Consider the following 25,559-nt stretch of genomic DNA (forward strand, 5'->3'; position numbering starts at 1 on the left):
GGTCGGGCCGGCCGGCGCGCGGCACCGGAAAACCCGTTGCGCGACGGCACCGCCACGGTGAGAGGCTACGAAAGCGGACACCCCCTCATCGAGCCGCACACACCGGGTCACCATTCGCACCGACCGCTCTGGGACGTCATGCACATTCGCGATCTTCCTCACTCCGACCCCGGCGTGCCCGATGTGCGGTCCGGTCCGCGCTTCCTGCTGTGGCTGGGGCGCGAGCAGCTGGGAGGCCAGGGCAAGGCGCTGGGCTGGGGCACCCTGCACATGGCCTCCGTCGCCCTCGTTCCGGCCGTGGTCGGGCTGGCCCTGCAGGCCGTTGTGGCCGGTTCGGGTGAGGGCCTGGCCGAAGCCGGTGCGCTGCTCGCCGTCATCGCCGTATCGGTCACGGTCGGCGACACGATGCTCCACCGCACGGCGATCACCAACTGGATCACGGCAGCGGCCCGTGTGCAGCAGCTGCTGGCTCGCCGGACGGCGGCCCTGGGCGCGACGCTCACTCAGCGGGTCGCGGCGGGAGAGGTGGTGGCCGTCTCCACCGGCGACATCGAGAAGATCGGCTGGTGTGTGGAGTCCGCGTCGCGCTTCAGCGCGGCGCTGCTGACCACCGTCGGCGTCTGCGCCGGCCTGGTCGTCTACGAGCCCCAGCTGGGACTGCTCGTATCCGCGGGGATGCTGGTGCTGGCCGTCACGGTCCTTCCCCTGCTTCCCCGCGCCACGCGCCGAGCTGACCTGCAGCGTGAGAAGGCGGGACGGGCCACCGAGCTGGCAGCGGACACGGTGGCGGGGCTGCGCGTGCTGCGCGGTATCGGCGGCGAGGAGCTCTTCCTCGACCGCTACCGGCTCGCGTCCCAGGAGGTCCGCCGTGCGGCCGTGCGCACCGCACGGATGTGGGCACTGATCGAAGCGGTTCAGATCGCGCTCCCGGGCCTGCTTCTCGTGGGCGTCGTATGGCGCGGCGCGGGCCTCGCCCTCGACGGACGCATCGGCGTCGGCGAACTCGTCACCGTGTACGGGGCGGTGACCTTTCTGCTGTTCCCGCTGCGCCTGTTCCAGGAGTTCGCCATGGCCTACTCCTTCTCACGGCCGTCGGCGCAGCGGGCCGTCCGCGTCCTGTCCCTGCGCAGGGGCGGTGGCCAGAGTGACGACGGCTCCGGGAGGGCCGCCCCCGGACCGGAAGAGGAGCCGGCGGGGGCCGGCCGGGGCGGGACGGAACCGGAGGCCGAGGAGGCTCCGGGCGGCGATCTCTACGACCCCGTCACCGGACTTCTCGCGCCCGCCGGGCAGTTGACCGCCGTGGTGTGCGGCGACCCGGAGGCGGCGGGCAAGCTGGCGGACCGGCTCGGCGGCCATGCACCGGAAGGCGACGGCTGCGCATCGGTCCTCCTCGGAGGGGTGCCGCTGGACGACGTGCCGCTCTCGAGCGCCCGTTCAGCCGTACTCGTCCAGGACAAGGACCCCGTGCTGCTGTCGGGGTCGCTGCGCGAACTGCTCGACGTACCCAACTCCGGTGCGGTGCCGCAGCATCGCGCGCTGGAGGCGGCGCAGTGCGGCGACGTGCTGGACGCGCTGATGCAGGGCGCCGCCTCTCCCGGTGGCGATCCGCTCGACGCGTCCGTCACCGAACGCGGGCGGTCGCTCTCGGGCGGGCAGCGGCAGCGGCTCGCGCTCGCGCGCTCGCTGGTCACCGACCCCCAGGTGCTGGTGCTGGACGAACCGACGTCGGCGGTGGACGCCCACACCGAGGCCCGTATCGCACAGTCCCTCCGCCGGGTGCGGGCGGACCGTACGACGGTCGTCTTCACCTCGAGCCCGCTGATGCTGGACCAGGCGCAACGGGTCGTCCTCGTACGCGGCACAGAGGTGCTCGCGGCGGGGCCGCACCGCGAGCTGCTGCGCACGCACGCCGGGTACCGCGCCGTCGTCACGCGCGAACCGGAGGACGGTGAGCGGCCCGGTGCGGATGCCGCCGCAGGTGCCCCCTCTTCCGCCGCGCCCTCCCCCGTATCCGACGGTCCGCGCTTCGCACAGGCTGAAGGAGCAGAGCACGCATGACCGCCCCGACCACTCCGACGGGTGCCTCCGCCCAGGCCGGCTCCACCACTCCGGCCGGCTCCACCGTCCGCATCGGCGTCGCACCGCCCGAATACGACCCCGCATCGGCGGAGAACGCGACCACACTGCCCGTCGGCGGAACAGCCACCGTCCGCAGCTATGTGCGTGAGCTGCTGGAGCGCCACAGACGTGCCTTCATCACGCTCATCCTCGTCAACACCGTCGCGGTACTCGCGTCGATGGCGGGCCCCTACCTGCTGGGCGGGCTCGTCGAGGATCTCACCTCGGGCGGCCGGGACCTGCAGATCAGCCGCGTTGTCGGCCTGTTCCTGCTGGCCCTCGTCGTTCAGAGCCTCTTCGTGCGGGAGGTGCGGCTGCGCGGGGCGATGCTCGGCGAGCGGATGCTCGCGGACCTGCGTGAGGACTTCCTCGTCCGTTCGGTCCGGCTGCCGCCGGGGGTCCTGGAGCGGGCCGGCACCGGGGATCTGCTCTCCAGGATCACCACGGACATCGACCGCCTGGCCAACGCGATGCGTGAGGCCGTACCGCAGCTGTCCATCGGCGTCGTGTGGGCGGCGCTGCTACTCGGGGGCCTCACGGCCACCGCGCCACCACTGGCGCTGGCGGTGCTCGTCGCGCTGCCGGTGCTGCTGGTCGGCTGCCGCTGGTACTACCGCCGGGCGCCCCGCGCGTACCGTTCCGAGGCCGCCGGGTACGCCGCCGTGGCGGGCGCCCTGGCGGAGACCGTCGACGCGGGCCGCACGGTGGAGGCCCACCGGCTGGGCGCCCGCCGCGTCGCGCTGTCCGAGCAGCGGATCTCGCAGTGGACGGCCTGGGAGCGCTACACGCTCTGGCTGCGCTCCGTTCTCTTCCCCGTCGTCAACGTCACCAACCTGCTGCTCGTGGCAGGGGTGCTGATCCTCGGCGGCACGTTCGTGCTGTGGGGCTGGATCGGCGTGGGACAGCTGACGACGGGCGCACTGCTGGTGCAGATGCTCTTCGAACCGGTCGGGCTCATTCTGCGCTGGTACGACGAACTCCAGGTCGCCCAGGTCTCGTTGGGGCGGCTCGTCGGCGTCCGGGAGATCGAGCCCGACTCCGGCGACAGGCTGCTGGCTCCGCAGGGCCGCGAACTGCGCGCGGACGACGTGCGGTTCGGTTACCGCACCGGCACGGACGTGCTGCACGGCGTCACGATGCGAGTGCCGCCCGGCACCCGGGTCGCGCTCGTGGGGCCCTCCGGGGCGGGCAAGTCCACACTGGGCCGTCTGCTGGCCGGCATCTACGGACCACGCACCGGTCAAGTCACCCTCGGCAAGGCCGAGTTGTCGCGGATGCCGGCGGATCGGGTCCGGCGACACGTGGCACTCGTCAACCAGGAGCATCACGTCTTCGTCGGTTCGCTCCGCGACAACCTGCTGCTTGCCCGCACGGGCGCGAGCGACGCCGAACTGTGGGCGGCGCTCGCAGCGGTGGACGCGGACGGATGGGCGCGCTCGCTCCCGGAGGGCCTGGACAGCGAGGTCGGCTCCGGGGGGATCTTCGTCGCACCGGCGCACGCACAGCAGATCGCGCTGGCGCGGCTGGTACTGGCCGACCCGCACACGCTGGTGCTGGACGAAGCGACCTCGCTGCTGGACCCCCGCGCGGCCCGGCACCTGGAGCGCTCGCTGGCCCAGGTGCTCCACGGGCGCACCGTCGTAGCCATCGCACACCGGCTGCACACCGCTCACGACGCGGACGCCATCGCTGTCGTGGAGGACGGGCGGATCAGCGAACTGGGCAGCCACGACACCCTGGTCGAAGAGGACGGCGCCTACGCGGCCCTCTGGCGTTCCTGGCACGGCTGAGAACATCCCGGTCACGAGCAGGCGGCACGGCGCCGGCGTCCGCCCGGGCGCCGGCCGCCCCCGGGCGCGCCTCAGCCGAGCACGCCGAGCGCGAAGAGCGCTCCCGCACCCCCGAGCACCATGAACAGGGGCATCAGCAGCCGTGTCTCGACCCACGCTCCGGCGCGGAAACGCATGAACTCCGGCGTGCCCAGCGGATACCAGCGTTTCCCGCTTATCTTGACGGGCCACAGGATCGGGCAGCCCGAGATGGTGATCGCGTCGCCGATGTTGTGCACCAGTGCCCCGAGCACGATCGGAAGCCCGAGCCACAGGTACTCCATGCCCTGCCCGCCGAAGAGCCAGTCGGCGCCGTTGCCCGGCCGGTCGAGCTCGCCTGCGAGACTCCAGGCGCTCGTCGCGCCGAGCAGCCACACCAGGATGTCGCTGGAGACGCGGGCCGCGCGCCACAGCAGGCCCTCCACCGCGAGCACCATATGGATGAAGAGGATCACCAGCACCGCCCACCGGCCACCGAAGACGGCCGCCGCCGAGAATCCCGCACCCAGGAAAAGCGCCCAGGGCCAGGTGTGCGTGAGGGTGCGGTGCCCCCCGGAGCGGCGCCGCTCGCCCTGCCCGCGCGTGGAGTTGTAGACGGCCTCGGAGAGTTTGTCGATCACTCCGCACAGGCCGCGGGAGAAAGGACCGAAGGCCCGGGAGATGGTGGCGGCCTTGTGATCGAGATCCGGGGCGAGGGCAGCGCCCGAGCTGATCAGGGCGCCGCCCAGGAGCACCGGCCAGGGCATCGGGTGGTCCAGCGCGGCTGCCGCGGCGCCCACTCCCAGCCATGCCGCCGCGCCCGACAGCGAATGCGCCGGTCCCATCATGTCCGTCCCCACCCCTGTAACTGCTCGTAAAGACCCCGGGGCAGCGGGCTGCCTCGGCCCAACTGGCCGCAGTGAGCGTACTGATCGCCCGCAGCGCTGACGCCCTGTCGGCGGGACAGCGTATCGGCAGATGATCACGGGAAGAACACCGGTTCCCGGTAGCGGGCGCAAGGAAGGCAGTATGGGGTGCGTGACAGCCACCCTCATCGATCAGATGCCGAGCGAAGCCGACCCCGACGCCCTCTACGAAGCCTTCTCCGGCTGGGCGCAGGAGAGGGGCATCTCGCTCTATCCCGCGCAGGAGGAAGCGCTGATCGAGGTGGTCTCGGGCGCGAACGTGATCCTCTCCACCCCGACCGGCTCCGGCAAGAGCCTGGTCGCGGCGGGGGCCCACTTCGCGGCCCTCGCGCGGGACGAGGTGACCTTCTACACCGCTCCGATCAAGGCCCTGGTCTCGGAGAAGTTCTTCGACCTGTGCAAGATCTTCGGCACGGAGAACGTCGGCATGCTCACCGGCGACGCTTCCGTCAACGCCGACGCCCCCGTCATCTGCTGCACGGCCGAGGTGCTGGCCTCGATCGCCCTGCGGGACGGCTCCGGGGCCGACGTCGGCCAGGTGGTGATGGACGAGTTCCACTTCTACGCCGAGCCGGACCGCGGCTGGGCGTGGCAGATCCCGCTGCTGGAGCTTCCGCAGGCGCAGTTCGTGCTGATGTCGGCGACCCTCGGGGACGTCACCCGGTTCGAGGAGGACCTCACGCGCCGCACGGGGCGCGACACCGCCGTCGTGCGCTCGGCCAGCCGTCCCGTGCCGCTGTCGTACGAGTACCGCACCACCAGCCTCACCGAGACCGTGACGGAGCTTCTGGAGACCCATCAAGCGCCGGTCTACATCGTCCACTTCACGCAGGCGCAGGCGGTGGAGCGGGCGCAGGCACTGATGAGCATCAACATGTGCACCCGCGCGGAGAAGGACGAGATCGCCAAGATCATCGGCAATTTCCGTTTCACCACCCGCTTCGGGCGCAACCTGTCGCGGTACGTGCGGCACGGCGTCGGCGTGCACCACGCGGGCATGCTGCCCAAGTACCGCCGGCTCGTGGAGCGGCTCGCACAGGCGGGGCTGCTGAAGGTCATCTGCGGTACCGACACCCTCGGCGTCGGTGTCAACGTGCCCATCCGGACAGTGCTGTTCACGGCGCTCACCAAGTACGACGGCAGCCGCGTGCGCACACTGCGTGCCCGGGAGTTCCACCAGATCGCGGGACGCGCGGGCCGGGCGGGCTTCGACACCTCCGGTTTCGTCGTCGCCCAGGCCCCGGAGCACGTCGTCGAGAACGAGAAGGCCCTCGCCAAGGCCGGGGACGACCCGAAGAAGCGGCGCAAGGTCGTGCGCAAGAAGGCGCCGGAAGGCTTCGTCAACTGGGGGCAGCAGACCTTCGAGAAGCTGATCGCCTCCGACCCGGAGCCGCTCACCTCGAGGTTCCGCGTGACCCACGCGATGCTCTTGTCCGTCATCGCCCGGCCCGGAGACGCCTTCGCGCAGATGCGCAAGCTTCTGGAGGACAACCACGAGGACCGCCGCTCCCAGCTGCGGCACATCCGCCGGGCGATCGCCATCTACCGCTCGCTGCTGGACGGCGGCGTCGTCGAGCAGATGGACGAGCCGGACGCGCAGGGCCGCACCGTGCGCCTGACGGTCGACCTCCAGCACAACTTCGCGCTCAACCAGCCCCTGTCCACCTTCGCGCTGGCCGCCTTCGACGTGCTCGACCCCGAATCCCCCTCCTACGCGCTGGACATGGTCTCCGTCGTCGAGTCCACGCTCGACGATCCGCGGCAGATCCTGGCCGCACAGACCAACAAGGCCAAGGGCGAAGCCGTCGCGCAGATGAAGGCGGACGGCATCGAGTACGAGGAGCGGATGGAACGGCTGATGGACATCAGCCACCCGCAGCCGCTGGAGGAGCTGCTCTTCCATGCCTACGGGCTCTACCGCAAGTCCCACCCGTGGGTCGGAGACCACCCCCTCTCCCCCAAGTCGGTCATCCGTGATATGTACGAACGGGCCATGACCTTCGCGGAGTTCGTCTCCTTCTACGAACTGGCCCGCACCGAGGGCATCGTGCTGCGCTACCTCGCCAGCGCGTACAAGGCCCTGGAGCACACCGTCCCCGACGAGAAGAAGTCCGAGGACTTCCAGGACATCATCGAGTGGCTCGGCGAGATGGTCCGTCAGGTCGACTCCAGCCTGCTCGACGAGTGGGAACAGCTCGCCAACCCGGAGGAGGAGAGCGCCGAGGAGGCGCAGGAGCGCGCCGACCATGTCCGGCCCGTCACCGCCAACTCGCGCGCCTTCCGGGTACTGGTGCGCAACGCCATGTTCCGGCGGGTGGAGCTGGCGGCACTGGACAAGGTCGAGGTACTGGGCGAGATGGACGCCGATTCCGGCTGGGACGAGGACGCCTGGGCCGAGGCCATGGACGGCTACTGGGACGAGTACGACGACCTGGGCACCGGCCCCGACGCCCGCGGCCCCGGCCTGCTCAGCATCGAGGAGGTCCCGGAGGAGGCTCTGTGGCGCGTCCGGCAGACCTTCGCAGACCCCGACGACGACCACGACTGGGGCATCTCCGCGGAGGTCGACCTCACGGCCTCCGACGAGGAGGGCCGGGCCGTGATCAAGGTGACCGACGTGGGCCGGCTGTGAAGAGTCGCCCGCGCCACGTGAAAGAGGAGCACGTCCCATGACCAGCCCCGCAGAGCAGCTGGCCGCCCTGCTCGACCTGGAGCAGATCGAGATCAACATCTTCCGCGGACGCAGCCCCCGGGAGAATCTCCAGCGCGTCTTCGGCGGCCAGGTCGCCGGGCAGGCCCTCGTCGCCGCCGGACGCACCACCGACGGGCACCGCCCGGTGCATTCGCTGCATGCGTACTTCCTGCGGCCGGGAGTGCCCGGGGTCCCCATCGTGTACCAGGTCGAACGGGTGCGGGACGGACGCTCGTTCACCACGCGGCGCGTCGTGGCCGTGCAGCAGGGCCGGACGATCTTCAATCTCACCGCCTCCTTTCATCAGCCGGAACTCGGCATCGACCACCAGGTCCCGATGCCCGACGTGCCGGACCCGGAGAGCCTGCCGAAGCTTGCCGAGGAGATCCGAGGCCACCTCGGCGAACTTCCCGAATCCCTCGAGCGCATGGAACGCCGCATGGCGTTCGACATCCGCTATGTCGAGCGGCTGCGCTGGGAGGCGGGCGAACTGCAGGAGGCCGAACCGCGCAGCGGAGTGTGGATGCGGGCCATCGGCTCCCTCGGTGACGATCCGCTCGTGCACACCTGCGCCCTCACCTACGCCAGCGACATGACTCTCCTCGACGCCGTACGCATCCCCGTGGAGCCGCTGTGGGGACCGCGGGGCTTCGACATGGCCTCACTGGATCACGCGATGTGGTTCCACAGGCCGTTCCGCGCGGACGAGTGGTTCCTCTACCAGCAGGAGTCCCCCATCGCGACGGGCGGCCGGGGACTGGCCCGCGGACTGATCTTCGACTGTGAGGGCCGGCTGATCGTCTCGGTGGTGCAGGAGGGACTGTTCAGAAAGCTGGGCGGCTGAGCCTCCTCGGCGTGCCCCACCTTTCCAGCGGGACAGCCGCTGACGCGGCGCCCGCAGCGTGTTCAGCATCCGGGCCCTCTGCTCGGCCGGCCGCACCCTCCCGGGGCTTCCGTCTCCGCCCGTGCGTGCTGCACTGCCCAGGCCGGGCTTCGCGCGTGCGGAGCTGCGCCGAGCACACGCCTGAACTCGCCCGGCCCGGCAACCGGCGTTGCCGCTCCGGGAGTTGGCCGCACCGGCGCCCTCGGCGGCGGAACCGGCGGGAACAGCGGCACCGGTGAAAGGGCCGGGAGGGGCGGTCTCCTCGGGAGCGACGGCCTGCGAGGCGCGTGCGCTCTCCAAGTCGGCCGCGAGCATGAGGCGTTGCCAGAAGATCTCGTCCTCGGCTGCTGCCGTGCACAGCTCCTCCGTCACCGTGCGCACGAAGGGTGATCTGCCCCGGAGGGGCACCAACTCCGGCCGCAGGGCATACAGGCGGGCCCGCTCCTCCGCGTCCGGCACGGACTCCCGCAGGACGTCGTCACCGAGCACCGCGGCCCGGGCGGCGGCCGCTTCCCACGGCCCCTCCGCATCCCTGCACAGCTGCCCGACGCGGCGCCCGCGCCAGTGCCCTGCCCTCAGATCCACCCCTTCGGCCAGCAACATCCGCAGCCCGCGCGGAAGGTTCCCCGACAGCAGCTCCGGCCGGGACTCCGCGAAAGAAGTCAACTCCTGCGCCAGATACAGCCACACCACCGTCCCGTACCGGTTCACGTAGAAGCGAACCGGACTGAAGCAGCCGCCGCGTGCCAGTCGCGCGAAACGCGGCGGCGTGATGCCGAGCAGCTGGGCTCCGCCGCCCGCGTCGACGACACCCAGCCGCGCCCGGAGCCCCTCCGGGAAGTCCTCCGCTGCGCGCAGCCTGGCCAGTTCGGCGCGGGGCACCCTGCGCCGTACCGGCTCGCCGCCCGTACGCACCGTGGCCGGCGCTGGTGCGGCGCGCACCGTGCGTACGTGGCCAAGCTGCGCCGCCAGCGTCATCTCGCCCCGTGCCAGGCCCAGTTCCTTCGCGGCCGTGCTCATCGCGACGTCTTCGTGCATGGTCTCCCCCGTCGTTCCTGTCGTCTCCAGCTACGGTCCAGCTGGGCTTCCAAGAGCCGCCGCCCAGCTACTGACAGTGACGACGTTAGACGGTCGAGGGGCACCCCGCACGGCCTGTGGATAACTCCCCGCACGGTCAGGTTCGGGGTGTCCGCAGGCCCGCGGCGGACCTCTACATGCTGTTGCGCGTCGGCAGGCCGAGGTGCTCGCCGACGCGGTTGACCAGCAACGTCATCTCATAGGCGACGGCTCCGACGTCCGTATCGGCTCCTGTAAGCACGCACAGGCAGCTTCCCTCGCCCGCGGAGGTCACAAAGAGCAGGCCCTCGTCGAACTCGATCATCGTCTGCCGTACTTCTCCCGTGCCGAATTGCGTCCCCGACCCCTTCGCCAGGGACTGCAGACCGGATGCCACTGCGGCGAGATGCTCGGCGTCGGCCTTCTCCAGGGTCTGACTGTTCGCGGTGACCAGCCCGTCGGTCGAGAGAACCATCGCGTGCTGCACGGACGGCATACGGTCGGTCAGGTCGTCGAGCAGCCAGTCGAGCCCTGTGTTCAGCGCCATCTCGGCGTTCCCCCTTCTCCTCAGCTGCTGCCGTGCCACCCTTACCCACCACAACGCGCTGAGCAACCACACGCTCACCTGCCGCACGTAGCGCCACGAATCGTGTACGCCTCGCGCAGTATGGGCCCATGGCAGAGAAGATGACGGAAGACGAGTGGCGTGCCTTCATCTCCGAAGGCACACGTACGGGGAAAGTCTCGACGGTCCGCGCCGACGGAAGTCCCCACGCGGCGCCTGTGTGGTTCGTGCTCGACGGTGACGATGTGCTCTTCAACACAGGTGAGGACACGGTCAAGGGGCGCAACCTGGCCCGCGACGGCCGTGTCTCCATCTGCGTGGACGACGAGCGGCCCCCGTTCGCCTTCGTGGTCCTCAGCGGCCGGGCCGAGTTGAGCCGCGACATGGACACGATGCTGCACTGGGCCACCCGCATCGGCGCCCGTTACATGGGCGAGGAGGCCGGGGCGCGATTCGGCGCGCGCAACGCCGTTCCGGGCGAACTTCTCGTACGGGTGCGCATCTCGAAGGTGGTGGCGCTCTCCGGCCTCACCGACTGAACCGCCGCCAGGGCCCGGCCGCGCCGGCCGGGCTTCCGGCAGGGACAGGGTTCCGCCAGGGCCGCTTGTCCGCAGCGGTGCCCTGCCCCGGCGTACGCCATCATGAGGACCATGCAGCACGAGACGAGTGACGGGGCCGCCCGGGTGCGCGAGTTCTTCTCCGTCCGCGCGGCCCGCTGGGACGCACGCTTCCCCGACGACGGCCCTGCGTACGAGGCGGCGCTCGGCGAACTCGGTCTGCGCGAGGGCGACGCGGTACTCGACGCCGGCTGCGGAACGGGGCGTGCGCTTCCCCCGCTCCGCGCCGCGGTCGGCAGCGACGGCACCGTCCTCGGAGCCGATCTCACACCGGAGATGCTCCGTGAGGCCGTGCGTGCGGAAAGGCACACTTGCGCGCATCTCCTGCTGGCGGATGTCTGCCGGCTTCCGCTGCGAGACGGCTGCCTCGACGCCGTCTTCGCGGCAGGGCTGATCTCCCATCTAGCGGGGCCGGACTCCGGGCTGACAGAGCTGGCCCGGGTGGTCCGCCCAGGCGGCACTCTCGCCCTCTTCCATCCGGTCGGCCGCGCCGCGCTCGCCGCACGACACGGCCGCTCGCTGACCCCGGACGACATCCGCGCCGAACCCAACCTCCGTACGCTGCTTGCTGATTCGGGCTGGCAGCTGACCTCGTACGCCGACGAGGACGACCGCTATCTGGCGCTGGCTGCACGGACTTAGAGCCAGTCGGGCAGTCGGGCAGTCGGGCAGTCGAATCAGCGGAACCGGGAGACGTTAGACCTTGCCGTGCGGCACGGGGCATCCGCCGACGCCGCGTTGCGCCTGCCGGGGGAAGGTGCCCAGATCCTCCAGGCGGTAGCCGACCGGATAGCCCGGGTACCCCTTGATCTCCCAGTTCTGCCGGGCGTAGTGCGGGGTGCGCCGTGGCGGCATCAGCCGTACGGCGCGCGCCCGCGTGCGCAGGGCGCCATGCACGAGTCTGCGGACGGCCGGCCGCGGCGGGTCGTAACGGAAGGTGTGCAACAGGGAGTTGTCGAGCAGCGCTTTGCTCGCGCCGCGCACCGCCGGGGCGAGCGGGGACGGATACCAGGAAGCCATCAGCTCCAGCGTCGCGTCGGATACGCGACGCGAGTCGGGGTCCCAGCCGAAGTGGGCGGCCTCGTACTCGTCGAGATACGTCTCGAAATCGTCGAAGCTCCCCGGGATTTCGGTGATCCCGAGATGCCTGCCCAGCACGCGGTAGTAGACGGCGGACGCGTGCTGCTCGTGGCGCGAGAGGCGCCGCCACCCGTACTCGTCGAGCCACCGCTTCGGCATCACGACGAATGTGCACAGCACGTAGCGCATGTCGCCGTCGGAGATGTCGTAGCTGCGGTGCATCTGGTTTATGCGGCGTATCGCGGTGCGGCCCTTGTCGGACTTGTGGCCGTGCTCCATCACGGCGTCCAGGAGCAGCGCGGTGTCGTCGTAGCGCTTCTGCGTGCGGTCGGTGAGCTCCGCGGTCTGCGCCAGCAACCGCCCTATGCTGGGCACCGCGTAGGTGCGGTACAGAGCGAGCTCCAGGGCACGGGCGAAGTCCCAGGGGAACTCGTATGTCGCCGATAACCGGTAGATCTCCTCGAAGTCCTCTTCCGGGTCGAGTCGCAGGATGTGCTTGAGCCGGTCGTATCGCCCCACGTCGTCGCGTCCCTCCGTCAGTGGCCCTGCTCTGTAAACGGACTGACTCTAGAGTTAAGGTTCCCCAGAACTTACGGAAGGGGAGGGCCCGTGGCCGCCGAGGACGATGACGCGCTGTTTGTGCTGACGGCTGTACTCCTGACTCCCGCCCAGTTTCCGAGCGTTCTGGGCGACGACTACCCGGAGGCCTGCGCGCGACTCGGCCTCGAACCGTACGCCGAAGGCTACGGGTTGGTTCTCGGCCAGGACGGCTCCGGCGCCCGCTGGACCGTGGCGACCGACGACGTGACCCTTGTGGCCTGTGCCATCGCCGCGTGGGACTGCGGCATGGAGTACGACCTCTCCCCCTCGGACCGCTCCGTGGCCGCGGCGCTGCCGGGCTGGCCGCTGAACGTGGCGGTCTCGGCCCCCGGCGTTCCGGCGCCGCACGACCCGGCACCGGACCCGGAGGTGGACGGCGGGCGCGCCGCACTCGTACCGCCGGACACGGAGCAGTGGGGCCCGGCCCAACGCCGGCTCGGCGCGGACGAGATCGCGCTGCAGTGGGCGGTGTGGCGCGAACAGGTCGACGACGACGTCGAGTTCGTCGAGGCGGGCGAGAACCCCAACGCGTCCGTCAAGCGCGTCCTGGAGGAGGTGCGGGAGTACGTGCACACTCCGCCGCCCCCCGGCCGGGTCCGTTCGGCCTTCGCTTCCGGAGAGGCACGCACACTGCGTGCGGACGGCCCCGGCTGGAGCATGGTCGCCCGCACCGACGACATCGCCTTCCTGCTTCTGGACGACGAGCCGGGCGAAGTCCTCCCGGTGGGACGCGGGGCCGAACTGCCCGGTCTGCTGGAGGCGTTGGACGAGATGGCGGTCCGCCCGGCTGCGTGAGGCGTTCGCGGCGCGGCCGGTGCCCGGTTTCGGCCTCAGCCGGGCGGAACCGGCACCCGCACTTCGCCGGGCAGTCCGTGCCACGAGACGGCGATGGTGGCGGGAAGCGGCTGCCCGCGCTCGGCCGCCATCAGGAACTCGGTGGTCTCCCCCGGCCGTACGACAGCGTCCTCGGGGACACCGCGGGCCGACGACGGGAGACCGGCCCGGCCGACCCGGACGCCGGTGAGCGTCCTGGTGCCGGTGTTGCGCAGGGCGAAGCTGTGCCGTCCGAACCGTTCAAGGCCCTCCGCGCTCCCGGTCAGCGGTTCAGCTCCTTGCGGCTCACCCGGCGCAGCCGGCGGCGCTGCGAGGGGTCCAGCACGAGGTAGGCGATCGCGGGTACGCCGACGATCACCGCGAGAGCGATCCAGAACGACGTCAGCCACCACAGGAGAAGCCCTACGGCCACGCCGCCGACGGCGATCTTGCCTCTGTTGGTCATGTCGTCCTCCTTCAGGACAGGTCTGCCCGCCCGTCTCTATCCATTAGAACTCCGATTCGCCCTGCGGGGTTCCTTCCGCTTTCCGTTGCGCCCGTAAGAGGGGTCCCGGCCTCCTCGGAGCTCCTGTTCAAATTTGACGAGCGAGCGAGTACCCGCCCGTCCCCGTCTCACAACCGGCCCGGCCGGGACGAGAGGACCTGAGCCCTGCTCGTCCCGGCCGGGGAGAGCGCCTTCCGCGGGAAAGCGGTGCCGCGACGGTTATGCGTTCTGGTTCATGACCGGCAGGTAGCCGCTGGTCTGGCCGGACGCCGTGGGGTGGTAGGACTCCCCGATCGGGAAGGTGACGCTGTGCAGCCACGAGTCGCCGGAGCAGATCTCGTGTCCGGTGAAGGAGCCGCGTACGTCGCCGAAGGTGAAGCCGTGGTCGGCCGCCCTCTTGGCGATCGTGTCGTTGAGGACGTCGGACGCGGAGTTGATCGCCGCGCGCGACGTCTCGCTGATCCCGACGGAGCATTCTCCGTCGAGCTTGTATATGCGGGGGTAGCCCATCACCACGACCTTGGCGGAGGGCGCCCTGTCGCTGATGGCGTTGTAGACGGAGTCGAGCTCACCGGGCAGCGTGCCCGCGATGTAGCTCTTCGCCTCCTCGATCTTCTCCAGGCACACACTCTCGCCCTGCAGAACACACGCCTGCATGGTGTCGGCGAAGCCCGCGTCGTTTCCTCCGATGCTGATGCTCACCAGACCGGTCGAGGAGTTGAGCGGCCCCAGTTGGCCTTGGAGCACATCGCCCGTGCGGGCGCCGGAACATGCCGTGAAGTCGAACGAGGCCGGCGAGTTGGCCGCGGCCCACTGCTGGGAGTACGCCTTCGAACTCCGCTTGCAGTCGCCGCTGTCGCCGTAGTCACCCGCTCCGAGGCCGGAGGAGTAGGAGTCGCCCAGGGCGACATACGCCGGGGCCGCGTCCTGCGCGGAGGCGGGCACGGCCCCGGTGAGGGTGATGACTCCGAGGGACGACGCCACGGCGGCACCCGTGGTCGTCCATCTGCGTGGCTTCATGGAACCTCTCATGGTGGGGGGAGCATGGAGGGTGCGTTTGTCATGTACAGAAGTACCAGTCACCGGCCTCCACTGGAAGTGCTCATGTCAAGAAAGCTGTGGAAAGTGTGACTGGCATGGATCGCAAGGGTGTTGATGAAGTCCGGGAAAGGAACGCCGTCTTCACAGCCCGGCGGCCTGTACTCCGGTCCGGCCGTGGCGCGGTACCGGAAGGTAGCTTCCACCGGGCGAAGATCCCTACACGCGACGGGAGTTGACAGTTACGCGCGTAGGTACGGATCGGCGGCGGCCGGGAGATGACGCCCGGGGGCCGGACCGCCGGACGGGAAGCGGAGCGTCACGAAGCCTGTCGTCCCGGACGGCTCGGAGCACGACTCGGAGACGCTGTACGCAGACACGCCGCCGGGCAGGGACCGCACCCCCACGTAACGGCGGCCCTGCCCGGGGCTGGCTCTGTGCGACTGTGTGCCGTACGGCGCTTCGCGCTGATTCCTCGGCTACGCGCCGCCCTTGAACCCGACTCCCGCGTAACCACGGTGGTCGAGGAGTTCGCGCTCCCCCGGAACCGGGCCGTCCGGGCGCCACAGCGGCGGCTTCACCAGTCCCGGTTCGATGAGCTCGAAGCCGTTGAAGAACGGGAGGAGTTCGTCGTAGCTGCGCATGACGAGCTGCGCGGTGGTGTTCTTGTAGACCTCAGCGGCCTGCGCCCCCTCGTCGCCCTCGTCGAAGTCGGCGGTGATATGCGACAGGATCAGGCAACTGCCCTTCGGCAGGCGGCTGGTGAGCGCAGAGACGATCTCGCCGGGCTTCTCGTCGTCGCGGATGAAGTGCATCACCGCGACGAGCATCAGGGCGACCGGCTGGTCGAAGTCGATCAGATTCCGCGTGGTGGGGTGATCGAGGATCGCCTCGGGTTCCCGGAGGTCGGCCAGGACGAAGCTCGCGTTGCCCGAGTTGGTCAGCTTGGCTCCGGCGTACGTCGCCACGATGGGGTCGTTGTCGACGTATGCCACACGCGTCTCCGGCGCGATGGCCCGTGCCACCTCGTGCGTGTTGGGCGAGGTGGGGATACCCGTGCCGATGTCGATGATCTGCCGGATGCCGCTCTCCACGACCGTACGCACCGCGCGGTGGTGGAAGTCCCTGTTCCCCTGGGCGGTCGGACGGATGAACGGTGCGTGCCCGATTACACGCTCGGCGGCCGCCCTGTCGACCTCGTAGTTGTCCAGACCGCCCAGGTAGTAGTCGTACATACGGGCCGGGTGCGGCGTGGTGGTGTCGATCTGCTCAGGGCTGAAGCCCGTCTCCGACACGTCGTCCTCCATGTTGGTCCTGCCGGTCAGGCGAGCAGAAAGTCGGCATCGCCGGCCTGAACGCCCTGAATGAACTTCTTGATCTCGTGGGGGGTGTAGATGAGGGCGGGCCCGTCGGGGTCCGTGGACTGACGCAGGGCGACCCGTCCGTCATCCAGTTTCAGAGCCTCCACACAGCTGCCGCCGTTCCCGCCGCTCCAGGGCTTGTGCCAGCCCTCGGTACCGAGGTTCTTGGCGGGCATGCCGTTGTAGATACGACCCATGGTTCAGATCTCCTTGCGCATTGCACTGAGCATCGCCTCCGTTCGCGACACGGGTGCCGCCTGGGCACACATCCGGTCCAGTGCCTCCAGGAAGGTCGTCACGTCGTCGCGCTGGTCGAAGTAGACGGCTCCGACCAGGCTCTCCGCGCATGCGACGTCCGGCAGTTCGTCGATGGGGAAACGGAAGAGGTGGAACGGTCCGTACATCGCCGGATGCGGGCCGGCGCTGAACGGCATGATCTGCAGCCGGACGTGCTGCCGCCGGCTCGCCTCGATGAGCACGTCGATCTGCTCACGCATCACCTCCGGACCGCCGAGGGAGCGCCGCAGCACCGTCTCGTCGATCACCACCCACAGCAAGGGCGGTTCGTCACGGTCGAGAACGGACTGACGCTCCATCCGCAGCGCGACCTGGCGTCGGACCTCCTCCTCAGGAGCATGGGGCATTCCCGAACGCAGCACTGCCCTCGCATATGCCTCCGTCTGCAACAGCCCCGGCACGTAGTGCGGTTCGTACGCGCGGATGCTGTGCGACTCACTCTCCAGACTGACGAACGCGCTGAACCACTCGGGCAGCACGTCGCGGTAGCGATGCCACCAGCCGGGTTGGTTGGCCTGGCGCACCAGGGCGAGGAACTGGTCGAGCTCCGTCGGGTCGGTGACGCCGTAGGTTTGCAGAAGCTTCTCGACGTAGAGGACTTTCAGGCCGACCTCGGCCTTCTCCATCCGCCGGACCGTGGCGTGGGTGACGTCGAGCGCCTGTCCCGCTTCTTCGTACGACAGGCCGCACTTCTCCCGCAGATGTTGCAGGCGCCTTCCCAGAACCACCCGCAGAACGGTGGGGGCGCCACCGCTCGTCCGCGAGTCCACCACTATCGCTCGCCTCCAACTCCCGTCATGAGCAAGCAGTTTGGCATGGACGTCCTGTGAGACGACAGCCTGCTTCGAACGATTCTGTAATTTGCAGACTGATCCTTGCCAGGTGTGACCGAACAAGCTCATAGTGGATCCGTGGCTTCCCCCCATGACGCCCTCTCTTTAGAAGATCGGCCCTCAGCTGTGTCGGTACGCCCGCTCCGGGACGCGTTCCGCCTGCCCGCGCTCAACTCGTCGGTCGGGTGGGCGCGAAGACGAGTTGTCGACCGCCTGCACGAATGGCGAGTCGATCAACAGGCATGCGAGGACGCGCAGTTGCTCGTGTCCGAGCTGTTCACCAACGCCGTGCGTCACACCGCCAGTGACAAGGTCAGCTGTGAACTCTGGCTCGTGGGCCTGCGGTTGTGTCTCGAAGTGACCGACCAGGGCGGAGGTCCCGATCCGCTCCGGCCGCCTCCGGGCGATCCGGTGGACGCCGATGGGGAGAGCGGCCGCGGCCTGTTGCTGGTCAGCGTCCTCGCGGACGACTGGGGCATCCGCCGCAGCCTCGACGGCGGCCCGGACAGCGGCCACGCGGTGTGGGCGGAACTGACGTGTTCCCTCACCCCCGGTGACGACTGAGGGCGTCACTGCCACGCGGCCCGCTCCGCCGCGGGCCGGCGCCGCCACAGCGCAGCGCCACCGCCCCGCACGGGGGGCGGTGGCGCTGTGCTGTGCACCGGGTGGACCCCCGGTGCACACGCCCCTGCCCTTCGGCTACGCTCACAGGCATGGACAGGATCTACTGGCACGCGGTCACGCCGCCTCCCGCGTCCCGCTGAGGGCGCACTGATCCGCGGGCGGCGTTCCAACGTCCCGCCCGCTCCCCGGCAGTCCGGGCTCTTCCCGGCGGCCCGCTCCACGCGGCGCCGCCACTGAGGTCTTCCCGCCCGCTGCCAGAGGCGGCTGCGCCCTTCCGATGACCGTGATCACCGGCCTTCAACGGATCAGGACGCAAACCGCATGTCATCCTTCTCTGCCAGTCCGTCCTCGCACGCGCACCCGCATGCAGACTCACCCGCCCCGCAGGCGCCGTCGTCCAAGAGCTCGCCCTCCTCCGGCCGCGGCAGGCGCGGCGGGGCAGGGCCCCTGCTCGTTCTCGCCGCGGCGACGCTGTGGGGCACCACCGGCACGGCCGCGAGCTTCGCCCCCGCCTCCGCGTCACCGCTGTCAACAGGGGCCGCCACCATGGGCGTCGGCGGTCTTCTCACCTTCTTGCTCGCGGGACGTTCGGCGCTCCGCGTGCTGCGCGCAGGCCGCCCCGTTGCGCTTTGGGCGCTCCTGGGAGGCGTCGCTGTCGCCGTCTACCCCCTGGCCTTCTACTCGTCGATGGACCGAGCGGGCGTCGCCACCGGCACGGTGGTCACGATCGGCTGCTCGCCCGTCTTCGCCGCCCTGCTGGAGAGGCTGCTGGTCGGCGTGCGGCTGACGCTGCGCTGGCTCGCCGCGACCCTCTGCGCCGCTACGGGGTGCGCGCTGCTGGCGCTGACCGCCGGGGACGGTCCGGAAGGCGCTCACGACGTGCCGGGCGGCGTCGCGCTGGGGCTCCTCTCCGGCGCCGCTTACGCCGTCTTCGCCTGTTACGGGGCGCGCATCATCCGCGCGGGGCACACCTCTCGTGCGGCGATGGGCAGCCTCTTCGGGCTGGGGGCGCTCGTACTGCTCCCGGTGCTCGCCCTCACGGGCGGACCGTTGCTGAGCGCACCGCGCGGCGTGCTGGTCGCCGCATATCTGGCAGTGGTGCCGATGTGCGTGGCATATGTGCTCTTCGGCGCCGGTCTGGCCCGTGTCACAGCGGGCACGGCGACGACGCTGTCACTCTTCGAACCCGTGGTCGCCGCCGCTCTCGGGGTGGCCGTCGTCGGTGAGCGCCTCGGCGGCTGGGCGTGGACGGGGACGGGCCTCGTCCTGCTCGGGCTCGTCGTTCTCACGGTTCCGGTCCGGAAGCCGGGCCCGCGGCGAAGCGCGCGCGGGCAGGTGCCGGGGCGGGCCGCCTCATCGCCGGCGGCAGATCGCTGATCACGCACGGCCGGGCGGCCGGCGGGGTCCCGGGTCCTCCGGTGGCCCCGCCGCCCGCCCGCAACGGACGCTTCCGTGCCGCTACTTCTCCACGGCCGGGGAAGCGTGCTCCCGGGCCTTCCCGGACGTTCCGCCGGAGGCCTGGCGGGCGTGCCTGCGCTGAAGGACGATCCCCAGGACGAGCACGACGCCCGCCACCGCAACGGACATGATCATCTGCTCCCGGCCCTCGGAGTCGTAGAACATGTAGCCGATGACGAAGAGCATCAGCGCGATCGTCGCGTACGTCAGATACGGGAACAGCCACATGCGCACCGTGTGCCGCTCCGGCATGTCCCGCTCGATCACGCGCCGCATCCGCAGCTGCGAGAAGCAGATGACGAGCCAGACGAAGAGCGCCACCGCTCCCGAAGAGTTGAGCAGGAACTGGAAGACGGTGTCCGGAGAGGTGTAGTTGAAGATGACGGCGACGAACCCGAAGGCCACGGAGGACCAGATGGCCGTCGCCGGCACACCACGCTTGTTCACCGTCGAGAAGGACTTGGGCGCGTCTCCGCGGCGGCCGAGCGAGAAGGCCATCCGCGAGGCCGTGTAGAGGCCGGAGTTGAGGCATGAGAGCACGGCTGTCACGACGATGACGTCCATGATCGTGCCCGCGTGCGGGATGCCCATCTGGTCGAGGGTCGCCACGTAGGGGCCCTTCTCCACCACGGCCTTGGAGTTCCACGGAACCAGCATCACCACGAGGACGATCGAGCCCAGGTAGAAGGTGCCGATACGCCAGATCACGCTGTTGGTCGCGCGGCGCACCATCTTCTCCGGGTGGGCCGACTCGCCCGCGGCGAGCGTGACGATCTCGCTGCCCATGAAGGAGAAGACGACGAGCAGCATCCCGGAGAGGATCGCCCCCGGGCCGTTCGGCAGGAACCCGCCGTGTGCCGTGAGGTTCGACGCCCCGGAGGTCCCGGAGCCGGGCAGCAGTCCCAGGACGGCGATGCCGGCGAGGACGATGAAGGCGATGATCGCGACGACCTTGATCCCGGCGAACCAGAACTCGAACTCGCCGTAGGACCCCACGGAGGCGAGGTTGGTCGCGGTCAGCAGCACCATGACGATCAGGGCCCAGGTCCACTGCGGCACGGCGGGCACCCAGCTGGTGAGGATGGTCGCCGCCGCGGTGGCCTCCACGGCGAGCACGACGACCCAGAACCACCAGTAGAGCCATCCGATGGTGAAGCCGGCCCACCGTCCGAGCGCACGGTCGGCGTAGGTGGAGAAGGAGCCCGAGGAGGGGTCTGCCGCCGCCATCTCGCCCAGCATCCGCATCACCAGGACGACGAGAAGCCCTGCGACGACGTAGGAGACGATGATGCCCGGGCCGGCTTTGGCGATCCCCGCTCCGGAACCCACGAACAGACCCGCACCGATGATCCCGCCGATCGCGATCATCGACAGATGCCGGTTCTTGAGGCCGGCCCGCAGGGAGTCCTGCTCTGCGGGCCCATCGGTGGAAGCGTGCCCGGAGTCCTTGCCGTCCGTACTCTCGGTCACGTTCGGCGGTCGCATGCCCATTTGCTGGTTCCTTTATTTCCCTTGGCAATTCCTTGAACCGATAGGCCATTCAAAGGTTCTGCAAAGGAATTCTCTGCGGACTGAGTCAGTGGGCCACTGAACAGCCAGGAAGACCGGAAGGTCAATGTGATCCGCGTCACCGCTACAGAGGGTGAATACACGCACTCCCAGTGACGCAGAGAATCAAGGAGTTATCACCCGGTGCGGCACATTCCGCCTCGGGGATTCTCGCGCCCGCGTCCGCATTCCGGCGGCGGCACCCCGGCAGCCGGTGGCGTGGAACACGGCTGCCCGCCGAGGCGTTGAAACTACAGATGTCGACGAGACGGACAAACGGGACGGAGGCATGGCCCATGGGCAGCGAGCCACGGGGCCGCAGTGGTGACGGGGGCGAAGAGGAGAGCGGGCAGAACTGGGACGAAGGGCTCGACTTCGACGAGAACTTCATCCGTGGCGCCGAAGTGAAGGAGCCGGCCGCGCGGACGCGGATGCTGCGTGAACGCTGGCGGCAGAGTCCGCCCGAACCGCAGCCCTGGCGGGCCGACGCTCCTCCCGCCGGATGGTTCTTCAGCAAGAGCCGCCGCAGGGCGCGCAAGCGGCGCCGCGGCAAGGACGACTGAGAGAACACACAACGGCGTGTGCCTCCTGGTCCGGCGCCCTGCGCGGCCAGGAGGTCAGAGGTTGCGTGCGCATGTCCGCCACCCGCACCGCACGCGCGCCCGTCTTCACCGCACCGGCCCCGACTCCCCGGAGCGGTGCGCTCCACGGCGACGAATTCCCTCACGCGACTCTTCTTTACCGGCCGGACCATTCCGGTCAGAGGACTGATGGGCGGAGAATGTCCGTATCAATAGCAGTATGAACCGAGACATCTCTCCGTACGGCTCCCAAGATTCGCACAGCCTTGCGATACTTTGCGGGCCGGTTCACCACCCGCCACCGCAGTCGAAAGGCGAAAGGCCCGTTCCATGACAGACAGCACCCTCGGCGACTCCGTCACCGCGCCGTCCGCCGATGTCCCTCTCAGCCGTGATGATCTGCTGGACCGGGCCCAGCCCTACCGCCGCGAACTGCTGGCGCACTGTTACCGGATGATGGGGTCCGTCCACGACGCCGAAGACCTCGTGCAGGACACCTACCTGCGGGCATGGCGGGCCGCCGACCGCTTCGAGGGGCGCTCGTCGCTGCGTACGTGGCTGTACAGGATCGCGACCAACGCGTGCCTGACCGCCATCGAGAGCCGTGGCCGCCGGCCCATGCCCTCCGGGATCGGCGCGCCCAGCGACGACCCGGAGCGCCCCGTGGTGGAGGCGCCGGAGGTGCCGTGGCTGGAGCCGGTTCCCGACGCGATGTTCCGCGGTGAGCAGCCCTCGGACCCGGCAGCGGTCGTCGTCTCGCGCTCCAGCATGCGGCTCGCGCTCGTCGCCGCCCTGCAGCATCTGCCCCCGAGGCAGCGCGCCGTCCTGCTGCTGCGCGAGGTCCTCAAGTGGCGGGCCGCAGAGGTCGCCGAGCTGCTCGAGACCTCGACGGCGAGCGTGAACAGCGCCCTCCAGCGCGCACGTGCCCAGCTTCAGCAGGCGGCGCTCACGGAGGACGAGCTGTCCGAGCCGACCGACCCCGCCCAGCGCGAGCTTCTCGACCGCTACGCCAAGGCGTTCGAGAACTCCGACGTCACGGCGATCGTGCAGCTCTTCAAGGAGGACGCGGTCTGGGAGATGCCTCCGTTCCCCGAGTGGTTCCGCGGACGCGATGCCATAGCGCGGCTCATCGGCGCGCAGTGCCCTATAGGCCCCGGCGAGGGTCTGATGATCCCGACCGCTGCCAACGGCCAGCCCGCCTTCGCGCTGTACAGCCGGCATGAGGGCGGTGACTACAAGCCCTTCCAGTTGCAGGTGCTCGAAATCGAGGACGGCCACGTGGCACACGTGGGCGCCTTCTTCGGCGACGGTCTCTTCCGTCTGTTCGGGCTGCCGGAGTCCGTGCCCGCGGACGCGGCCGGACGCTGAGCGACCGCCGTCCTCCGCGGGCACGGTGCAGATGCAAGCGGCAGGAGCTCAGGCACCGAGCAGATGGTCCATGGCGAGCTGGTCGAGGCGTTCGAAAGCCATGCCCCGCTCGGCCGCCGCGTCCGCGTCGAAGTCCTCGAAGGCGGAGCGGTCCGCGAGGAGCCGTCCCGGCGTCTCGCCCGGTTCCAGGGTGGGCAGGGCGAGCTGGTCGAGCCGCGAGTCGCGCAGCGCCTCCTTCACCGCCGGGTCGGCGCGGAACGCCGCCGCACGCTCGCGCAGGATCAGGTAGTTGCGCATGCAGCCCGCCGCCGACGCCCACACCCCGTTGTAGTCCTCGGTGCGGGGCGGCTTGAAGTCGAAGTGACGCGGGCCCTCGTAGCCACCGCCCTCCAGCAGGTCCACCGTCCAGAAGGCGGCCCGCAGATCTCCGGCACCGAAGCGCAGATCCTGGTCGTACTTGATGCCGGACTGACCGTTGAGGTCCAGGTGGATGAGCTTCCCCGACCACATGGCCTGTGCGATGCCGTGCGGGTAGTTCAGGCCCGCCATCTGTTCGTGCCCGACCTCGGGGTTGACGCCGAAGAGCTCCGGCCGCTCCAGCCGGTCGATGAACGCCAGTGCGTGCCCGACGGTGGGCAGCAGGATGTCGCCGCGGGGTTCGTTCGGCTTGGGCTCGATGGCGAAGCGGAGGTCGTAGCCCTGTTCCGTGACGTACTCGGCGAGCAGGTCGAACGCCTCCTTCATGCGGTCCAGCGCCGCGCGGATGTCCTTGGCCGCGCCGGACTCCGCACCCTCGCGGCCGCCCCATGCCACGTACGTCCTGGCCCCCAGTCCGGCCGCGAGGTCGATGTTGCGCATCGTCTTGCGCAGGGCGTAGCGGCGCACGTCGCGGTCGTTGGCGGTGAAGGCGCCGTCCTTGAAGACCGGGTGGGAGAAGAGGTTGGTCGTCGCCATGGGGACGGTCATACCGGTGGTCTCCAGGGCCCGCCGGAACCTCTTGACGTGGGCCTCCCGTTCGGCGGACGGGGTGCCGTAGGGGATGAGGTCGTCGTCGTGGAAGGTGATGCCCCAGGCGCCGAGTTCCGCGAGCCGGTGCACGGCCTCGACCGGGTCGAGCGGCGCGCGGGTCGCTTCACCGAAGGGGTCGCGTCCCAGCCAGCCCACCGTCCACAGACCGAAGCTGAACCTGTCCTCCGGCGTCGGCTCGTAGTTCATTCCGCCGCCCTCTCCCCGTGGCACTTCCTCGCGCACACGGCTATTAGTCATGTCCGTTGACAAATTAGTATGCGCCCAGCGACGGCAGCGTGGGAAGAGGCCGCGAAGAAGGAGGCTGAGGGGATTCATGTCCGCACCAGAGGGACCGTTCGTCATCGGCGTGGACAGCTCCACGCAGTCCACCAAGGCACTCGTCGTCGACACCGCCACCGGCGAGGTCGTCGCACGCGGCCAGGCGCCGCACACCGTCACGCCGGGACCGGGCCACGAGAGCGACCCGGAGGAGTGGTGGCAGGCGCTCGGAACCGCTCTCGAACAGTGCGGCCGTGCGGCGCAGGAGGCCTCGGCCGTGTCCGTCGGCGGGCAGCAGCACGGGCTCGTCACACTCGACGCGGGCGGCAGGCCCGTGCGCCCCGCGATGCTGTGGAACGACGTGCGCTCGGCACCGCAGAGCGACCGGCTCATCGAGCAGCTGGGCGGTCCGGACGCCTGGGCGGACCGGTTCGGCAGCGTCCCCGCACCCGCCTTCACCGTCACCAAATGGGCGTGGCTGTGCGAGAACGAGCCGGCGTCCGCCGCCGCCACTGCAGCGGTCAGGCTGCCGCACGACTACCTGACGGGCCGGCTCACCGGCGACGGGACGACCGACAGGGGCGACGCCTCCGGCACCGGCTGGTGGGCGAGCTCCACCGGCGCCTACGACGAGGAGATGCTCGAACTCATCGGCCTCTCACCGCAGTTGCTGCCACGCGTGACGACTCCGGGCGAGGCGGCGGGCACCGTGCGGTCCGGTCTGCCGGTGCCGGCGGGCGCGCTGGTCGCGGCCGGCACCGGCGACAACATGGCCGCCGCGCTCGGGCTGGGCCTTCGCCCGGGACAGCCCGTGCTGAGCCTCGGCACGTCGGGCACGGTGTATGCCGTCTCCTCGCGCCGGCCCACCGATCCGACCGGCACCGTGGCGGGCTTCGCCGACGCCCGCGGCGACTGGCTTCCGCTGGCCTGCACCCTCAACTGCACGCTGGCCGTCGACCGCGTCGCCGCGCTGCTCTCCCTGGACCGCGAGGCTGTCGAAGCCGGCGGCGAGGTGGCACTCCTGCCGTTCCTCGACGGCGAGCGCACCCCCAACCTTCCGTACGCTTCAGGGCTGTTGAGCGGCCTGCGCCACGGCACCACCGCCGGCCAGATCCTTCAGGCCTCCTACGACGGGGCGGTCTTCGCCCTGCTGCGGGCGCTGGACAAGGTGCTGGACGGGGAGAGCGGGGAGGATGCCGGCGAGAACGCCCCACTGCTGCTGATCGGCGGCGGCGCGAAGGGAACCGCCTGGCGTGAGACGGTCCGGCGCCTGTCGGGCAGGCCGGTACAGGTGCCGCGCGCCGAGGAGCTCGTGGCGCTGGGCGCCGCGGCCCAGGCGGCGGGGCTGCTGCTGGAAGAGGACCCGGCGGCCGTGGCCCGCCGCTGGGGCACCGCGAACGGTCCTTCCTACGAGGCGATCCCGCGGGACGAGGCCACCCTGACCCGTGTCGCGGACACGCTCGCGGGGGCGGATACGCTGCTGCGGCAGCGCTGACACCCC

At 70.1% G+C, this 25,559-nt stretch carries 22 protein-coding genes and 1 pseudogene; 12 read left to right on the top strand and 11 right to left on the bottom strand.

Annotation, left to right across the window (positions count from 1 at the left end; all coding sequences use genetic code 11):
* The first annotated feature begins 138 nt into the window (after window positions 1-138).
* Both EV375_RS24510 and EV375_RS24515 read left to right on the top strand, forming a co-directional pair.
* Window positions 139-2,058 carry an ABC transporter ATP-binding protein gene (locus EV375_RS24510; RefSeq protein ID WP_130302136.1) on the top strand — a complete coding sequence of 640 codons (1,920 nt, stop codon included), beginning with the start codon at window positions 139-141 and terminating at the stop codon, window positions 2,056-2,058.
* A complete protein-coding gene (locus EV375_RS24515; protein WP_130302137.1) occupies window positions 2,055-3,908 on the top strand; it encodes an ABC transporter ATP-binding protein in 1,854 nt (617 codons plus the stop codon). The genes EV375_RS24510 and EV375_RS24515 overlap by 4 nt, the downstream gene beginning before the upstream one ends.
* A 71-nt stretch (window positions 3,909-3,979) precedes the next feature.
* On the opposite strand, the gene EV375_RS24520 is transcribed toward EV375_RS24515, so the two are convergent.
* Window positions 3,980-4,774, bottom strand: a complete 795-nt coding sequence (locus tag EV375_RS24520; protein ID WP_130302138.1) for a metal-dependent hydrolase — start codon at window positions 4,772-4,774, stop codon at window positions 3,980-3,982.
* Window positions 4,775-4,955: 181 nt separating this feature from the next.
* Between EV375_RS24520 and EV375_RS24525 the strand changes: the two genes are divergently transcribed.
* Entirely contained in the window at window positions 4,956-7,484 is a 2,529-nt protein-coding gene (locus tag EV375_RS24525) for a DEAD/DEAH box helicase (protein ID WP_130302139.1), read from the top strand.
* Window positions 7,485-7,521: 37 nt separating this feature from the next.
* Window positions 7,522-8,388 carry an acyl-CoA thioesterase gene (locus tag EV375_RS24530; RefSeq protein WP_130302140.1) on the top strand — a complete coding sequence of 289 codons (867 nt, stop codon included), beginning with the start codon at window positions 7,522-7,524 and terminating at the stop codon, window positions 8,386-8,388.
* Window positions 8,389-8,757: 369 nt separating this feature from the next.
* Here the strand turns inward: EV375_RS24530 and EV375_RS29930 are convergent.
* Together EV375_RS29930 and EV375_RS24535 are read right to left on the bottom strand one after the other, a co-directional pair.
* Window positions 8,758-9,465 (bottom strand): annotated as a pseudogene (locus tag EV375_RS29930) (DUF6397 family protein); the annotation flags it as partial.
* A gap of 172 nt (window positions 9,466-9,637) precedes the next feature.
* Entirely contained in the window at window positions 9,638-10,030 is a 393-nt protein-coding gene (locus EV375_RS24535; RefSeq protein WP_055488642.1) for a roadblock/LC7 domain-containing protein, read from the bottom strand.
* 128 nt (window positions 10,031-10,158) lie between these two features.
* Here EV375_RS24535 and EV375_RS24540 point away from each other — a divergent pair, with 128 nt between their 5' ends.
* Together EV375_RS24540 and EV375_RS24545 are read left to right on the top strand one after the other, a co-directional pair.
* Window positions 10,159-10,587 (top strand): PPOX class F420-dependent oxidoreductase, encoded by a 429-nt coding sequence (locus tag EV375_RS24540; protein WP_130302141.1) that lies wholly within the window; start codon window positions 10,159-10,161, stop codon window positions 10,585-10,587.
* A 111-nt stretch (window positions 10,588-10,698) separates the two neighbouring features.
* Window positions 10,699-11,307, top strand: coding sequence for a class I SAM-dependent methyltransferase (locus tag EV375_RS24545; RefSeq protein WP_130302142.1), 609 nt, complete (start codon window positions 10,699-10,701; stop codon window positions 11,305-11,307).
* Between the two features lie 54 nt (window positions 11,308-11,361).
* Here the strand turns inward: EV375_RS24545 and EV375_RS24550 are convergent, their stop codons facing one another.
* On the bottom strand, window positions 11,362-12,264 hold the full coding sequence (locus EV375_RS24550) for an oxygenase MpaB family protein (RefSeq protein ID WP_130302143.1): 903 nt from the start codon (window positions 12,262-12,264) through the stop codon (window positions 11,362-11,364).
* A 90-nt stretch (window positions 12,265-12,354) separates the two neighbouring features.
* Here EV375_RS24550 and EV375_RS24555 point away from each other — a divergent pair, with 90 nt between their 5' ends.
* The gene (locus tag EV375_RS24555; protein ID WP_130302144.1) at window positions 12,355-13,140 is read left to right on the top strand and encodes a hypothetical protein; all 786 of its coding nucleotides are present in this window, start codon (window positions 12,355-12,357) and stop codon (window positions 13,138-13,140) included.
* A 301-nt stretch (window positions 13,141-13,441) separates the two neighbouring features.
* Here the strand turns inward: EV375_RS24555 and EV375_RS24560 are convergent, their stop codons facing one another.
* The 5 genes from EV375_RS24560 to EV375_RS24580 all read right to left on the bottom strand — a co-directional run bounded on the left by EV375_RS24560 (window position 13,442) and on the right by EV375_RS24580 (window position 17,132).
* Entirely contained in the window at window positions 13,442-13,624 is a 183-nt protein-coding gene (locus EV375_RS24560; protein WP_028434468.1) for a hypothetical protein, read from the bottom strand.
* Between the two features lie 258 nt (window positions 13,625-13,882).
* Complete coding sequence (locus EV375_RS24565; RefSeq protein ID WP_130302145.1) at window positions 13,883-14,683, bottom strand: SGNH/GDSL hydrolase family protein; 801 nt, start codon at window positions 14,681-14,683, stop codon at window positions 13,883-13,885.
* A gap of 497 nt (window positions 14,684-15,180) precedes the next feature.
* Window positions 15,181-16,008 carry an SAM-dependent methyltransferase gene (locus EV375_RS24570; RefSeq protein ID WP_130302146.1) on the bottom strand — a complete coding sequence of 276 codons (828 nt, stop codon included), beginning with the start codon at window positions 16,006-16,008 and terminating at the stop codon, window positions 15,181-15,183.
* Window positions 16,009-16,022: 14 nt separating this feature from the next.
* Entirely contained in the window at window positions 16,023-16,259 is a 237-nt protein-coding gene (locus EV375_RS24575; RefSeq protein WP_037975153.1) for a DUF397 domain-containing protein, read from the bottom strand.
* A gap of 3 nt (window positions 16,260-16,262) precedes the next feature.
* A complete protein-coding gene (locus tag EV375_RS24580) occupies window positions 16,263-17,132 on the bottom strand; it encodes a Scr1 family TA system antitoxin-like transcriptional regulator (RefSeq protein ID WP_130302147.1) in 870 nt (289 codons plus the stop codon).
* Between the two features lie 138 nt (window positions 17,133-17,270).
* On the opposite strand from EV375_RS24580, the gene EV375_RS24585 reads away from it, so the two are divergent.
* Window positions 17,271-17,756: an ATP-binding protein gene (locus tag EV375_RS24585; RefSeq protein WP_130302148.1), complete on the top strand. Its 486-nt coding sequence runs from the start codon at window positions 17,271-17,273 to the stop codon at window positions 17,754-17,756.
* Window positions 17,757-18,137: 381 nt separating this feature from the next.
* Window positions 18,138-19,193 (top strand): EamA family transporter, encoded by a 1,056-nt coding sequence (locus EV375_RS24590; RefSeq protein WP_130302149.1) that lies wholly within the window; start codon window positions 18,138-18,140, stop codon window positions 19,191-19,193.
* A gap of 81 nt (window positions 19,194-19,274) precedes the next feature.
* Here EV375_RS24590 and EV375_RS24595 read toward each other — a convergent pair whose 3' ends face one another.
* Complete coding sequence (locus tag EV375_RS24595; RefSeq protein ID WP_130302150.1) at window positions 19,275-20,765, bottom strand: amino acid permease; 1,491 nt, start codon at window positions 20,763-20,765, stop codon at window positions 19,275-19,277.
* Window positions 20,766-21,118: 353 nt separating this feature from the next.
* Here EV375_RS24595 and EV375_RS24600 point away from each other — a divergent pair, with 353 nt between their 5' ends.
* Window positions 21,119-21,385, top strand: a complete 267-nt coding sequence (locus EV375_RS24600) for an SGM_3592 family protein (protein ID WP_130302151.1) — start codon at window positions 21,119-21,121, stop codon at window positions 21,383-21,385.
* 348 nt (window positions 21,386-21,733) lie between these two features.
* Window positions 21,734-22,771, top strand: a complete 1,038-nt coding sequence (locus tag EV375_RS24605) for a sigma-70 family RNA polymerase sigma factor (protein ID WP_130302152.1) — start codon at window positions 21,734-21,736, stop codon at window positions 22,769-22,771.
* A gap of 48 nt (window positions 22,772-22,819) precedes the next feature.
* Here EV375_RS24605 and xylA read toward each other — a convergent pair whose 3' ends face one another.
* Window positions 22,820-23,986, bottom strand: coding sequence for a xylose isomerase (gene xylA / locus EV375_RS24610; RefSeq protein WP_130302153.1), 1,167 nt, complete (start codon window positions 23,984-23,986; stop codon window positions 22,820-22,822).
* 127 nt (window positions 23,987-24,113) lie between these two features.
* Here xylA and xylB point away from each other — a divergent pair, with 127 nt between their 5' ends.
* Window positions 24,114-25,553 (top strand): xylulokinase, encoded by a 1,440-nt coding sequence (xylB, locus tag EV375_RS24615; RefSeq protein ID WP_130302154.1) that lies wholly within the window; start codon window positions 24,114-24,116, stop codon window positions 25,551-25,553.
* The last annotated feature ends 6 nt before the right edge of the window (window positions 25,554-25,559 follow it).

Source organism: Streptomyces sp. CNZ301 (genome assembly GCF_004217425.1).

What these genes read in the sequence shown, in the direction of transcription:
- EV375_RS24510 (WP_130302136.1), top strand. Translation starts at nt 139, where the DNA reads ATGCACATTCGCGATCTTCCTCACTCCGACCCCGGCGTGCCCGATGTG.
- EV375_RS24515 (WP_130302137.1), top strand. Translation starts at nt 2,055, where the DNA reads ATGACCGCCCCGACCACTCCGACGGGTGCCTCCGCCCAGGCCGGCTCC.
- EV375_RS24520 (WP_130302138.1), bottom strand. Translation starts at nt 4,774, where the DNA reads ATGATGGGACCGGCGCATTCGCTGTCGGGCGCGGCGGCATGGCTGGGA.
- EV375_RS24525 (WP_130302139.1), top strand. Translation starts at nt 4,956, where the DNA reads ATGGGGTGCGTGACAGCCACCCTCATCGATCAGATGCCGAGCGAAGCC.
- EV375_RS24530 (WP_130302140.1), top strand. Translation starts at nt 7,522, where the DNA reads ATGACCAGCCCCGCAGAGCAGCTGGCCGCCCTGCTCGACCTGGAGCAG.
- EV375_RS24535 (WP_055488642.1), bottom strand. Translation starts at nt 10,030, where the DNA reads ATGGCGCTGAACACAGGGCTCGACTGGCTGCTCGACGACCTGACCGAC.
- EV375_RS24540 (WP_130302141.1), top strand. Translation starts at nt 10,159, where the DNA reads ATGGCAGAGAAGATGACGGAAGACGAGTGGCGTGCCTTCATCTCCGAA.
- EV375_RS24545 (WP_130302142.1), top strand. Translation starts at nt 10,699, where the DNA reads ATGCAGCACGAGACGAGTGACGGGGCCGCCCGGGTGCGCGAGTTCTTC.
- EV375_RS24560 (WP_028434468.1), bottom strand. Translation starts at nt 13,624, where the DNA reads ATGACCAACAGAGGCAAGATCGCCGTCGGCGGCGTGGCCGTAGGGCTT.
- EV375_RS24565 (WP_130302145.1), bottom strand. Translation starts at nt 14,683, where the DNA reads ATGAAGCCACGCAGATGGACGACCACGGGTGCCGCCGTGGCGTCGTCC.
- EV375_RS24570 (WP_130302146.1), bottom strand. Translation starts at nt 16,008, where the DNA reads ATGGAGGACGACGTGTCGGAGACGGGCTTCAGCCCTGAGCAGATCGAC.
- EV375_RS24575 (WP_037975153.1), bottom strand. Translation starts at nt 16,259, where the DNA reads ATGGGTCGTATCTACAACGGCATGCCCGCCAAGAACCTCGGTACCGAG.
- EV375_RS24590 (WP_130302149.1), top strand. Translation starts at nt 18,138, where the DNA reads ATGTCATCCTTCTCTGCCAGTCCGTCCTCGCACGCGCACCCGCATGCA.
- EV375_RS24595 (WP_130302150.1), bottom strand. Translation starts at nt 20,765, where the DNA reads ATGGGCATGCGACCGCCGAACGTGACCGAGAGTACGGACGGCAAGGAC.
- EV375_RS24600 (WP_130302151.1), top strand. Translation starts at nt 21,119, where the DNA reads ATGGGCAGCGAGCCACGGGGCCGCAGTGGTGACGGGGGCGAAGAGGAG.
- EV375_RS24605 (WP_130302152.1), top strand. Translation starts at nt 21,734, where the DNA reads ATGACAGACAGCACCCTCGGCGACTCCGTCACCGCGCCGTCCGCCGAT.
- xylA (WP_130302153.1), bottom strand. Translation starts at nt 23,986, where the DNA reads ATGAACTACGAGCCGACGCCGGAGGACAGGTTCAGCTTCGGTCTGTGG.
- xylB (WP_130302154.1), top strand. Translation starts at nt 24,114, where the DNA reads ATGTCCGCACCAGAGGGACCGTTCGTCATCGGCGTGGACAGCTCCACG.